The 12622-nt window shown below is 65.0% G+C and carries 11 protein-coding genes; 6 read left to right on the top strand and 5 right to left on the bottom strand.

All coding sequences use genetic code 11. The annotated features are described in order from the left end of the window. Positions 1-27: 27 nt before the first annotated feature. The gene (locus SCLO_RS16000) at positions 28-1212 is read right to left on the bottom strand and encodes a thiolase family protein (RefSeq protein WP_096362174.1); all 1185 of its coding nucleotides are present in this window, start codon (positions 1210-1212) and stop codon (positions 28-30) included. A gap of 118 nt (positions 1213-1330) precedes the next feature. Here SCLO_RS16000 and SCLO_RS15995 point away from each other — a divergent pair, with 118 nt between their 5' ends. Both SCLO_RS15995 and SCLO_RS15990 read left to right on the top strand, forming a co-directional pair. Continuing rightward, a complete protein-coding gene (locus SCLO_RS15995) occupies positions 1331-2512 on the top strand; it encodes a PQQ-dependent sugar dehydrogenase (protein ID WP_066519476.1) in 1182 nt (393 codons plus the stop codon). Positions 2513-2617: 105 nt separating this feature from the next. Continuing rightward, on the top strand, positions 2618-3343 hold the full coding sequence (locus SCLO_RS15990; RefSeq protein ID WP_083949135.1) for an acyltransferase: 726 nt from the start codon (positions 2618-2620) through the stop codon (positions 3341-3343). 22 nt (positions 3344-3365) lie between these two features. Here the strand turns inward: SCLO_RS15990 and SCLO_RS15985 are convergent, their stop codons facing one another. From SCLO_RS15985 to tpiA, 3 genes are all read right to left on the bottom strand, one after another. Further along, positions 3366-5000, bottom strand: a complete 1635-nt coding sequence (locus tag SCLO_RS15985) for a CTP synthase (RefSeq protein WP_066519416.1) — start codon at positions 4998-5000, stop codon at positions 3366-3368. A 90-nt stretch (positions 5001-5090) separates the two neighbouring features. After that, the gene (gene secG / locus SCLO_RS15980; protein ID WP_066519478.1) at positions 5091-5471 is read right to left on the bottom strand and encodes a preprotein translocase subunit SecG; all 381 of its coding nucleotides are present in this window, start codon (positions 5469-5471) and stop codon (positions 5091-5093) included. 91 nt (positions 5472-5562) lie between these two features. Continuing rightward, positions 5563-6315, bottom strand: a complete 753-nt coding sequence (tpiA, locus tag SCLO_RS15975) for a triose-phosphate isomerase (RefSeq protein WP_066519418.1) — start codon at positions 6313-6315, stop codon at positions 5563-5565. 158 nt (positions 6316-6473) lie between these two features. Here tpiA and SCLO_RS15970 point away from each other — a divergent pair, with 158 nt between their 5' ends. Continuing rightward, the gene (locus tag SCLO_RS15970) at positions 6474-8429 is read left to right on the top strand and encodes a peptidylprolyl isomerase (protein WP_066519420.1); all 1956 of its coding nucleotides are present in this window, start codon (positions 6474-6476) and stop codon (positions 8427-8429) included. Positions 8430-8457: 28 nt separating this feature from the next. Then, positions 8458-9960 carry an anthranilate synthase component I gene (gene trpE / locus SCLO_RS15965; protein ID WP_066519422.1) on the top strand — a complete coding sequence of 501 codons (1503 nt, stop codon included), beginning with the start codon at positions 8458-8460 and terminating at the stop codon, positions 9958-9960. Positions 9961-10159: 199 nt separating this feature from the next. On the opposite strand, the gene SCLO_RS15960 is transcribed toward trpE, so the two are convergent. Continuing rightward, positions 10160-10615 carry a DUF6456 domain-containing protein gene (locus SCLO_RS15960; protein WP_066519425.1) on the bottom strand — a complete coding sequence of 152 codons (456 nt, stop codon included), beginning with the start codon at positions 10613-10615 and terminating at the stop codon, positions 10160-10162. 89 nt (positions 10616-10704) lie between these two features. On the opposite strand from SCLO_RS15960, the gene SCLO_RS15955 reads away from it, so the two are divergent. Together SCLO_RS15955 and SCLO_RS15950 are read left to right on the top strand one after the other, a co-directional pair. Continuing rightward, on the top strand, positions 10705-11268 hold the full coding sequence (locus SCLO_RS15955) for a helix-turn-helix domain-containing protein (protein ID WP_066519432.1): 564 nt from the start codon (positions 10705-10707) through the stop codon (positions 11266-11268). 146 nt (positions 11269-11414) lie between these two features. Further along, positions 11415-12593 (top strand): glycosyltransferase, encoded by a 1179-nt coding sequence (locus SCLO_RS15950; RefSeq protein WP_066519434.1) that lies wholly within the window; start codon positions 11415-11417, stop codon positions 12591-12593. The last annotated feature ends 29 nt before the right edge of the window (positions 12594-12622 follow it).

Below are 12622 nucleotides of genomic sequence, written 5' to 3'. Positions count from 1 at the left end.
AGGCACCCGCCCGGCCGGTCCCTCCCGCTACGCCAGTTCGATTGCCATCGCGGTCGCCTCGCCGCCACCAATGCAGAGAGACGCCAGGCCGCGCTTGCCGCCCTGCCCCTGGAGCGCGGCGATCAGGGTGGCCAGGATGCGCGCGCCGCTGGCGCCGATGGGATGGCCGAGCGCGGTCGCGCCCCCATGAACATTGAGCTTTTCGGGCGGGATGGCGAGTTCCTTCGCGGCGATCATCGCGACGACGGCGAAGGCTTCGTTGACTTCGAACAGGTCGACATCGGCCACCGACCAGCCCGCCTTCTCCAGCGCCTTGCGCATGGCTGGCACGGGCGCGGTGGTGAATTGCGACGGCTCATGGGCGTGAGCCGCGGTGGCGACGACCTTCGCGACGATAGGAAGGCCGAGCTTTTCCGCGACGCTCCGGCGCGTCATCACCAGAGCCGCCGCCCCGTCCGAGATGGAGGAAGCATTGGCGGCGGTGATGGTTCCGTCCTTCACGAAAGCGGGTTTCAGGGAGGGAATCTTGTCGGGCTTGGCCTTGCCGGGCTGTTCGTCGGTGTCGACAGCCGTCTCGCCGCCCCTGCCCTTGACGGTGACGGGGGTAATTTCCTTGGCGAAGGCGCCACTGGCGATGGCGGCATTGGCGCGTTCGAGCGACCGGATGGCATAGGCGTCCTGATCCTCGCGCGTGAACTGATAGTCGCGCACGGCGTCCTCGGCGAAGACGCCCATCGCCTTGCCGGGTTCATAGGCGTCCTCCAGCCCGTCCATCATCATCGTGTCGATGATGCGGTCATGGCCGATGCGCGCGCCGGAGCGGTGCTTGGGAAGCGCATATGGGGCGTTCGTCATGCTCTCCATGCCGCCCGCGACGATGATGTCGGCGGTCCCGGCCGTAAGCGCCTCATGCGCCATGATCGCGGCCTGCATCCCCGATCCGCACATCTTGTTGACGGTGGTGGCCTCGACCGAGCGGGGAAGGCCCGCCCCCAGCGCGGCCTGCCGCGCGGGCGCCTGTCCCAGCCCGGCGGGGAGGACGCAGCCCATATAGAGGCGGTCGATGGCGTCGGCGGGGACGCCCCCCCGCTCGACCGCCGCCTTGACGGCCGCGGCGCCAAGGTCGGTGGCCTTGAGCGAAGACAGCGCGCCCTGGAACCCGCCCATCGGCGTGCGCGCATAACCTATTATGACGACCGGATCACTGCTCACGCCCACTTTCCTTTTCGCGATATAATATTACAAGCACTATCTAAGCTCCACGCCGCCGAATGCAATGCGGAACGCGCAGGCTGCCTACGGGTTGGGCAAGCAAAGGGAGAGACTCATGATGCGCCATTTTTCTTTAGCCGCCCTGCCGCTGGTCCTGCTTGCCTGTTCCGCCGACAATGCGACGGGGCATAACCGGGCGGAGAAGGCAGGCAAGCCGTTCGAAACCGCGGTGGTCGCCGATTTCGATGCGCCATGGGCGATGACCTTCCTGCCGGACGGCCGGATGCTGGTGACGGAGAAGGCGGGCGAGTTGATCCTGTTCGATCCGCGCAACAAGGAGAAGGGCTGGGACGGCAAGGTACGGGTCGGGATCGACGGCGGGCCGCGCGTGGACAGCGCGGGCCAGGGCGCGCTGATGGACGTGGTGCTGCATCCCGATTTCGCGAAGAACGGGATCGTTTATCTCAGCTGGTCGGAACAGGGCGCGGGCGGCAAGGGCGTGGCGCTGGGCATGGGACAACTGGTCGAAAGGCAGGTGCAGTGTGTACGCGCGCCCTGCTCTCCGCAAGCAATGGTGAACGGCTTCAAGACGATCTTCCGTGCGACGCCCTATGTGGACGGGAACGGCCATTATTCCGGGCGAATCGCTTTTTCGCCGGACGGCAAATATCTGTTCTTCACCAATGGCGAGCGGCAGAAATTCGACCCGGCGCAGGACCCGAAGGCGACCTTGGGCAAGGTGCTGCGGCTCAATCCCGATGGAAGCCCTGCGGCGGGCAATCCGCTGGCGGACAAGGGCTTCCACCCGGCGGTGTGGTCCTATGGGCACCGCAATCTGCTGGGGCTGGCCTTCGACAAGGACGGGCGGCTTTGGGAACAGGAGATGGGACCGCAGGGCGGGGACGAGGTGAACCTCATCAAGCCGGGAATGAACTACGGCTATCCCAAGGCGTCGAACGGCAGCCATTATGACGGGCGCGACATTCCCGACCATCAGCCGCATGACGGGTTCGAGGCACCCAAGGTCTGGTGGAATCCTTCGATTTCGCCCGCGGGGCTGATCTATTATTCAGGCGATCTGTTTCCGGAGTGGAAGGGGTCGCTGTTTCTGGGCGGACTTTCGGCGCAAGCGCTGATCCGGGTGAAGCTGGACGACGAGAATGCCGCCAAGGCCGACCAGTGGGACATGGGCGCGCGCATCCGCGAGGTCGAGCAAGGGCCGGAAGGCGCGCTCTGGCTGCTGGAGGATGGCGAGCAGGGATCGCAGGGGCGGTTGTTGAAGCTAACGCCTGCGGGTTGATCAATCGCGCTTCGTGGTCGTGCTACACGAATTTCATGAAAATATTGATTATTTAGATGCTGGGAGGCAGGTTCTCACGGCTGAAATCTTGGGGCTGCCTAATCAATGGATATTTTGAAACGCATTTCTTTGCGACTGCGCCGTAAACAAACGCTTTCCCAAACCCTCATTGAAACAGCTCCAGCTCCAGCTCCAGCTCCAGCTCCAGCTCAGATGCCTAACAATGGCAATAAGATAATTGCAATAAATAGTGACGGAACCGAAGAGTTAGCAGCTTCTATTGCCGGCGCATTGATCGAGTTCAGAGGAAAGGATTCGGTCGTCAGAATCTCCAAAGGTGCAAAGCTCATTGGATGCAAATTCTTTCTAGGCACGGAATGCTCTATCGAAATCGAGTCGTCAAAATATACGATCAGAAATGTCGTCGCCCACGTCACCTTTGCATTTGGAAGACTGAAGATTGGTAAGGACTTTTCGTCATGGGGGGTGTCTCTGAAGTTAGAAGAGCCATCTACTACAGTAACGTTCGGCCAAGATTGCATGCTCTCCTATGGCATTACCATCCGTACGACTGATGGTCACCAGATATTGGACTTATCGACTGGTAATGTGGTCAATTTTGGCGCCGATGTTATGATCGGCAATCATTGCTGGATCGGCCAGGATGCCATGATCCTGAAAGGTGTGACGTTGGCAAATGGCACTATTGTGGCAGCCAGATCGCTGGTTGCCAAATCTGTTGCCGAGGAAAACACCATCATCGCAGGTGTCTCTGCTAAAGTTGTTCGGCGGAATGTAGGTTGGAATCGCGAAGCGCCGCGTCGCAAATAATTATTGCCTGCTTCGAGCAAAATCATACCAAGCGGCTCTGCTTGACCGCCGCCGCGATAAAGCCCGCGAAGAGGGGGTGCGGGTCGAAGGGCTTGGACTTGAGTTCCGGGTGGAACTGCACGCCCACGAACCAGGGATGGTCGGGCCGCTCGACGATTTCGGGCAGCGTCCCGTCGGGCGACATGCCGGAGAAGATCAGCCCGCCCTTTTCCAGCGGCTCACGATAGCCCGCATTGACTTCGTAGCGGTGGCGGTGGCGTTCACTGATGTCGGTGGCGTTGTAGATGCCCGCTACCACGCTGTTGCCCGTGAGTTTCGCGGGATAGGCGCCCAGGCGCATGGTGCCGCCGAGATCGGTTTCGGCGGTGCGCTTTTGCAGGCCCTCCTTGCTCATCCATTCGGTGATGAGTCCGACGACCGGCTCGCTGGTTTCGCCGAATTCGGTGGTGGAGGCCTTCTCGATGCCCGCCGTGTTGCGCGCGCCTTCGATGCAAGCCATCTGCATGCCGAGGCAGATGCCGAAGAAGGGCACCCCTCGTTCGCGCGCGAATTTGACGCTGGCGATCTTGCCTTCGCTGCCGCGCACGCCGAAGCCGCCGGGAACGAGGATGCCGTGCATGGGTTCCAGGCGGGCGGCGATGTCCGCGCCCTCCTCCTCGAACAATTCGGCATCCAGCCACTTGATGTTGACCTTCACCCGGTTGGCGAGGCCGCCATGATGCAGCGCCTCGTGCAGCGACTTGTAGGCATCGGGCAGGCCGACATATTTGCCGACCACGCCGATCGTGACTTCGCCTTCGGGGTTCTGCTGGCGGTCCATGATGTCGTGCCAGCGTTCGAGCGCGGGCTGCGGCGCGCCGTCGATGCCGAAGGCGCGGAGCACTTCCTCATCCAGTCCCTCGGCATGATATTGGGTCGGGACCGCATAGATGCTGCTGGCGTCGAGCGCGGGGATGACCGCTTCCGGGCGGACGTTGCAGAAGAGCGCGATCTTCTTGCGCTCGCTGTCGGGCAGCGGCTGTTCACAACGGCACAGCAGGATGTCGGGCTGGATGCCGAGCGAGGTGAGTTCGCGGACGCTGTGCTGCGTCGGCTTGGTCTTCAGTTCGCCCGCCGCCGCGATGTAGGGAACCAGCGTCACATGGACGAAGATCGACTGGCCGCGGCCCAGATCGTTGTGGAGCTGGCGAATCGCTTCCATGAAAGGGAGCGATTCGATGTCGCCCACCGTGCCGCCGATCTCGCACAGCACGAAGTCGAGGTCTTCGATATCGGCGGTGGCGAACGCCTTGATCTCATCCGTGACGTGCGGGATCACCTGCACCGTCGCGCCCAGATAGTCGCCGCGCCGTTCGCGGGCGATGATCGTCTGATAAACCCGGCCCTGCGTCACATTGTCGCTCTGGCGCGCGGATACGCCCGTAAACCGCTCATAATGGCCAAGGTCGAGGTCGGTTTCCGCCCCGTCGTCGGTCACATAGACCTCGCCATGCTGATACGGGCTCATCGTGCCCGGATCGACGTTGAGATAGGGATCGAACTTCCGGATTCGCACACGGAAACCTCGCGCCTGCAACAGGGCTGCAAGCGAAGCGGCCATCAGGCCCTTGCCAAGCGAGGAGACCACGCCGCCGGTGATGAAAATATACCGCGCCATGGGAGAGGAGGCTTAGCCTTTTAAGAACGAGTTGGGCAAGCGCGCGAATCCACGCGCGAGCAAAAAAAGATCGTCAGATCGGCGAAAGGATCAGTTGGCGAGCGGAACCGCGCCGTTGGAGGAGGCACCATTGCCGGCCGCACCGGCCGCGCCCGCGAGCGGATCGGCGGTGTTTCCGGCGGCCGGTGCCTGCTGCTGCGCGGCGGGGGCCTGCTTCACCAGCGAGGTGTCGATGCTGCTGGGCGCATGCCGGACGGAGGCGATCACCGCCAGCGTGATGGACAGGCCGACGAAGACCGTTGCCAGGATCGTGGTCGAACGCGTCAGGAAATCCGCCGCGCCCCGCGCCGACATGAACCCCGCCGGCGAACCGCCGACACCCAGACCGCCGCCCTCCGACTTCTGCATCAGGATGACGGTGACGAGGCAGGCGGCGACGATGGCCTGCACGACGAGGAGGAAAGTGAACATGCGGTTGCGTTTCTGTCCGGTGAAGGGTGCGTTGTCGCGCACATAGCGATGATGGGGCGGTTGGGCAACCGGAGAGCGCCCAACCCGATTCTCAGGCCGCCTGGCCCGCCGCCGCTTCGATCACCGGCGCGAATTTCTCGGCGGTGAGGCTGGCGCCGCCGACAAGACCGCCGTCGACATCCGCTATGGCCATGAGTTCGGCCGCATTGTCGCCGTTCATGGAGCCGCCATAGAGGATCCGCATCCCTTCCGCCTGCGCCCCGATCTTCGTGGTGAGGGCGGCGCGCAGGGCGCGGTGCATGGCTTCGACGGCTTCCATGGTGGGAATGCGGCCGGTGCCGATGGCCCAGATCGGCTCATAGGCGATGGCGAGCCAGTCCGCCGCCGCACCTTCGGGAAGAGAGGCGAGAAGCTGCGCGGCGACGACCGATTCCGCGTCGCCCGCGTCCCGCACGTCGAGGCTTTCGCCGACGCAGAGGATGACCTTGAGGCCCGCTGCCTTTCCCGCGACAGCCTTGGCGGCGACATCGGCGTCGGTTTCGCCCTGATCCTGCCGCCGCTCGCTATGGCCCACGATGGTCCAGCTTGCACCCGCTTCGGCCAGCATCGCGGCGGAAAGGCAGCCGGTATGCGCGCCGCTTTGGTTCATGTGGCAGTCCTGCGCGCCGATGAAGGCCGCGCCGTTCACGGCCCGCGCAGGCGCGATCAGCGTGGCGGGAAGGCACAGGCCCACCTCCACCGCCGGACAGCGCACGGCCAGAGCGCCGATGGCCTCCACTTCGCCCAATTGCGCCTTGAGGCCGTTCATCTTCCAGTTGCCGACTACCAGCTTGCGCCTGCCCATCGATCATTTCCCCTTGAATGACTTGCTGCACATCGGCGGGGGCGATGGACGGCGCGGCGGCATTTGTCCAGCCCGCCCCATCCTGCCAGAGCTTGCCGCCGCGCCGATCCGCCCTTAAAGCGGGCCGCCTCACCGCCGCTGTTCGGAAGCCTTTATTCATGCTCACGACTTTTCGCCGTCTCATCCATTCCAAGTTCGGTGCGGTCTTCGCCATTCTGTTCCTGGGCCTGATCGCCGCCGCCTTCATCCTGGGCGACGTCACCAGCGGCAAGTTCGGCACCGGCAGCATGCTGGGGGCGGGAGAAACCGTGGCCAAGGCCGGGGGATCGCGCCTGACCATGACGGAATATCAGGACCGGGTGCAGCGCGTGTTCGAAAATGCGCGCCGGTCCAATCCGGGGATGCAGATCGCCGATTTCTTCGCCCAGGGCGGCGCGGCGCAGATTTACGACCAGTTGGTTTCCGCGCTCACCATCCGGGAATATGCGAGGGATCAGGGCGTCCATATCAGCAAGCGGCTGGTCGACGCGCAGATCGCGCAGATTCCCGCCTTTCAGGACGCGGCGGGCAATTTCAGCCAGGACCAGTTCCGCCAGCTTCTCTCCACGCAGCGCATCACCGAACAGATGCTGCGCGAGGATATCGGCCGGGAGATACTGGAAAAGCAGATGCTCGCGCCGCTGGGGCTGGGCGTGAAGCTGCCCGACAGCATGGTGCTGCCCTATGCCTCGCTGCTGCTGGAGGCGCGGCAGGGCACGGTCGCGGCGATCCCGGCACAGGCGTTCCTTGAGGAGAAGGAACCGACCGACGCGCAACTCGATGCCTTCTACAAGGCCAATGCGGCGCGCTTCACCATTCCCGAACAGCGCCGCGTCCGCTTTGCCGTGATCGATGCGGAACGCTTCGCGCAGGCCGCGCAGCCGAGCGACGCGGAGATCGCCGACGCCTATAACAGGAACAAGGCCGCCTATGCCGCGAAGGAGAATCGCAGCGTCGAGCAGCTTGTGCTGCCCACCGAAGCGGCGGCCAAGGCAATGGCCGAACAGGTGAAGGGCGGCAAATCGCTGAGCGCAGCCGCGCAGGGCGCGGGACTGGCGGTTTCGACGCTCAAGGACCAGAGCCGCGAGGCGCTGACCGCTTCGGCGTCGAAGGCGGTGGCGGACGCCGTATTCGCTGCGAAGCAGGGTGAACTGGTCGGGCCGGTGCGTGGGTCGCTGGGCTGGGTGCTGCTGCGCGTCACGGGGGTGCAGGCTATTCCGGCCAAGGCGCTGGCCGCCGTGCGGGGCGAGATCGTCGAGACGCTGAAGGCCCAGAAGGAAAAGCAGCTTCTCACCGACTTCACCGGCAAGATCGAGGACCAGATCGCCGATGGCGGCACGTTCGAGGAAGTGGCGAAGGATAATGGCTTGAAGCTGGAGACGACGCCGCTGCTGCTGGCGGACGGCAAGCAGGCCGAGGACCAGCTTCATGAGCCGACCGCCGATGTGAAGGCGTTGCTGGCGCCCGTTTTCGCGATGAGCGCGGACGACGACGCGCAGCTGGTGCCGATCAAGCCGGACCGCCGCTATGCGCTGGCCGCGCCGGGCGAGATCGTCGCCGCCGCGCCGCCGCCGCTCGCCAAGGTCAAGGCGCTGGTGGCCATCCAGTACAAGCTCCATCAGGGCAATCAGAAGGCGAAGAAGCTGGCGGAGGACATCCAGGCCAAGGTCGCCAAGGGCGCGAAACTGGCCGACGCCATCGCCCAGGCGGGCGTGAAGCTGCCCGCGCCGCAGGTGCTGGGCGGCCGCCGCGCCGACATCATGCGCGGGGAGCAGCGCCCCCCGGCCGAAGTCGCCATCCTCTTTTCCATGGCGCAGGGGAGCGTGAAGACGCTGCCCATCGGGCAGGATCGCGGCTATTTCGTCGTGCAGCTGAACGCGATCAAGAGCGGCGACGCGAAGGATCAGCCGGAATTGCTGGGCCAGGTGCGCGACCAGCTGGGCAATGTCGTGGGCGAGGAATATGGCCAGCAGTTCGAACGCGCCCTGGAGAAGGAAATGGGCGTCAGGCGCAACGCCAATGCCGTCGCGAACGTGCAGCGCGCTTTGACCGCGACCAACAGCGGCGCGCAATAGCATGGCGGCAGGGGCGGGATCGGCAGGGATGGACGGCATCGCGACCGCGCGAGAGGCGCTGGCGCAGGGCAGGTCCGCTCTGGTGTGGCGGCGGCAGATCGCCGACACCGACACGCCGATCTCCGCCGCATTGAAGCTGTTCGAGGCGGACCGGGGCGACTTCCTGCTGGAATCGGTCGAAGGCGGCGCGGTGCGGGGCCGATACAGCCTGATCGGCCTTGCCCCTGACCTCGTTTTCCGGGCGCAAGGCCAAGAGGCGCAGATCAACCGGCAATGGGCGACCGACCGGAACGCCTTTGTCACGCAGGAAAAGGGCGCGCTCGACGCGCTGCGCGATCTGGTGGCGGAATGCCGGGCGGAGATGGACCCGGCGCTGCCGCCCGCGCTCGCCTGCCTCGTCGGCTATTTCGGTTATGAGACGATCGGGCTGGTGGAAAAGCTGCCCCGCCCTGCCCCCAATCCCATCGCCATTCCCGACATGCTGTTCGTGCGGCCGACGGTGGTGATGGTGTTCGACCGGCTGGCCGATGCGCTCTATCTGGTTGCGCCGGTGTGGAAGGAAAATGCCGGCGATCCCGATCGCGCGATCATCGAAGCGCTCGACCGGATCGACGCGGTGGCCGCACGGCTCGCCGGGCCGATCCCGCCACAGAGTGCGTCCGGCGAGGTGGCCGACATCGCGCTGGCGCCGGTGATGACGCCGGAGCATTATGCCGGGATGGTCGCCAGGGCGAAGGACTATATCGTCGCGGGCGACATCTTCCAGGTGGTGCTGGCGCAGCGGTTCACCAGCCCCTTCACTCTGCCCCCGATCGCGCTTTACCGGGCGTTGCGGCGGATCAATCCTTCGCCCTTCCTCTATTATCTGGACCTGCCGGGCTTCGCGATCATCGGGTCCAGCCCGGAAATACTGGTCCGGGCGCGGGACGGCGAAGTCACCATCCGCCCCATCGCGGGCACGCGCCCGCGCGGCCGGAATGCGGTCGAAGATGCGGCCAATCGCGAAAGCCTGCTCGCCGATCCCAAGGAACGGGCGGAGCATCTGATGCTGCTGGATCTGGGCCGCAACGATGTGGGCCGGGTCGCGGCGGCGGGCAGCGTCACCGTGACGGACAGCTATACCGTCGAATTCTACAGCCACGTCATGCATATCGTGTCGAACGTGGTCGGGCAGATGGCGGCGGGCAAGGACGCGCTCGACGCGCTCTTCGCGGGCTTTCCGGCGGGCACGGTTTCGGGCGCGCCCAAAGTGCGGGCCTGCGAGATCATCGCGGAACTGGAGCCGGAAACGCGCGGGGCCTATGCCGGATGCGTCGGCTATTTCGCGCCGGACGGGAATATGGACAGCTGCATCGTGCTGCGTACCGCCCTGCTCAAGGACGGCGTGATGCATGTGCAGGCGGGCGCGGGCATCGTCGCGGATAGCGACCCGGCCTATGAGCAGCGCGAATGCGAGGCGAAGAGCGGGGCGCTCTTCGCCGCCGCGCGCGAAGCCGTATCCATCGCCAGAGAATCGCGCTTCGGGCAGTAGAATCCCGCCTTCCGCTGGATCGTCCGGCGCGCTTCGTCATATCCATCTTCTCGCGTGGAAAGGCGGAACCTTATGGCTGTTTGAGACGCAACAGGATCTCAATTCCGCCATTTGATCGAGACTCCTCTCCTGCCTTCGCAGAGCATGTCAGGTGAGAAACCGACGATCCGCCTTCCCGCCCATGATCGCACACACGCCATCACCCCGGAACCCGATACCAGTCCGCCACCCGGTCCAGCGCCAGCGTCAGGACGAGTTTCCCCGCGCGGCTGGGCCAGCCCAGCGCGCGCTCCGCCGCGACGATCCCTTCCCCCGCGCAGGCGACACGCCACAATATGTCGGCCAGCCCCGGCCCCGCCGCACGGATCGCGCCGTCGAACCGCTCGCGCGCAGAAAGCTGGGCCATGGAGGGGTCGGGCCGTCCCGCGCCCGTCCGTCCTTGCCGGGGCGCGCCGTCCCAGCGCATCGTGACACGCGCGCCCAGACCCGCCTTCTCCCAATCGGTGCGCAGCATGTCGCCCGCCACATAATGACGTTCCTTCAGATGCCCCCGCGCATGGAGCCAGGCGAGCGGCGATTCGCCCAGATGGACTATGACCTGCCGGGGGCGTCCCGCAGGGTCTTCGATCGTCCGTTCCACATGCATGGCGGTCATGTCTCCTCCTTGGCTTTCGGGAAAGACGGCTTGCCATGAGGAAGGGAATGTAGGAAAGAGAAAACCAAATAGGTAAATATGAGGTTCCAATGATCACCCGCATCCGCGCCGTCCGCAAGGCCAAGGGCCTGACATTGGAACAGGTTGGGGCGCTTTGCGATCCGCCGACGACCGCGCAGACCATCGGGCGGCTGGAAACCGGCACCCGCACCGTTTCGGTGAAATGGCTGAACCGGATCGCCAAGGCGCTGGATGTCAGCTCCGCCGAACTGGTCGCGCTGCCAGGCCAAAGCGCCGCGCCGGTCGCGGCGCTGCTGGGTCCGGAAGGCGCGCGCGCGCCGACGCGCCCCATGACGCTTCCGCTGCCGCTGGCGATCGAAGGGTTGATCGGCGTCCATGTCAGCGCCAGCATCGGGGATTATCGCAGCGGGGACGCCATCTGGTGCCGCCAGATCACGCCCGATGCCTTCGCGAGCGCCCTCAATCGCGACATATTGCTGCCCCGCCCGGCGGGACGTTTCCTGTTCGGACGGCTGATCGGGCGGGAAGGCGACCGGCTGCACATCCTGCCGCTGGGCGCCAATGCCCGCCAACTGGTGCTGACCGATCCGCCCTGGGGGGCCGTGGCGGTGCAGCTCATCCGCCAGCTATGACAGGCGCCATCACCCGCTATGCGCGCTCTGGATGGAGGGGATGACCACCCTTGCCCGCCATCGGAACGGAATGACGATCCTTCCTAGGCAAAAGTGGATTTTCTCCCTAACCATCCAGTAACCATGGAGGTGTAAGGAAGAAGGTCATGACGCTGAACGTCCTCATGCTCTCCACCCTTTTCCCGGACATCAGCCGTCCCAATTTCGGCGTGTTCGTCGAACGGCAGGCGCGCGAACTGGCGGGGCGTCCGGACGTCCATGTCACCGTCGTCGCGCCCATCGGCTTGCCGCCATGGCCGCTGTCCAAAGCGGCGCGCTACGCACCGCTGCTGGCATTGCCGCGCCGGGAACGATGGCAGGACATGACGGTCTATCGCCCCATTTTCCGGATCATCCCGAAGTTCGGCGGGCGGACCAACGTCTACGGCATGACCCGCGCGATATTGCCGCTGATCCGGCGGCTCCATGCCGAAAAGCCCTTCGACGTGATCGACGCCAGCTTCTTCTTTCCCGACGGGCCGGTGGCGCAGCGGCTGTCACGGGCGCTGGGCATTCCTTATTCGGTCAAGGCGCGGGGCGCGGACATCCATTATTGGGGCACTCGTCCGGGCACCCGCAAGATGGTGAAACGCGCGGCGGATCGAGCGGGCGGACTGCTCGCCGTGTCGGCTGCGATGAAGCGCTCCATGGCGAAAATGGGGATCGATGACGACAAGATCCGGGTGCATTATACCGGCGTCGATCTGGAACGCTTCGAAATAGCGGATCGCGCGGCCGCCAAGGAAGCGCTGGGCTTCGAAGGGCCGGTGGTGCTGTGCGTCGGCGCGCTGATCCCGCGCAAGGGGCAGGATTTGCTGGTGCGCGCGCTGCCTCACCTGCCCGATGTCACCCTGCTGTTCGCGGGACAGGGGCAATATCGGCGTACTTTGGAGAAGCTGGCGGAAGAATTGGGGGTCGACCGCCGGATAGGCTATCTCGGCTCGGTCCCGCATGACCGCCTTCCCCGCATCTATGCCGCCGCCGATGTCATGGCGCTGGTATCGGCATCGGAAGGACTGGCGAACGCATGGGTGGAGGCGCTGGCCTGCGGCACGCCCATCGTCATCAGCGATGTGGGCGGGGCGCGCGAACTGGTGGACCGGCCCGAGGCAGGTCGGATCGTGGAACGCGAACCGGAAGCGATTGCGGCGGCCATACAAGCCCTGCTCGACAACCCTCCCGATCGCGAAGCCGTGCGCGAAACCGCTTTGCGCTTCACATGGGCTACCAATGGCGATGCCCTGCTGACGCATCTGCAAACCATCGCACAGCACGGGGCGGACTGATCGAGGCTGCTTGTCTCGCCGCAGCGGGT

The organism is Sphingobium cloacae, assembly GCF_002355855.1.
In the GTDB taxonomy this organism is placed as follows: Bacteria; Pseudomonadota; Alphaproteobacteria; order Sphingomonadales; family Sphingomonadaceae; genus Sphingobium; species Sphingobium cloacae.
Note: the sequence above shows the minus strand (reverse complement) of the source record. Positions and strands in the feature narration are given on the sequence as shown.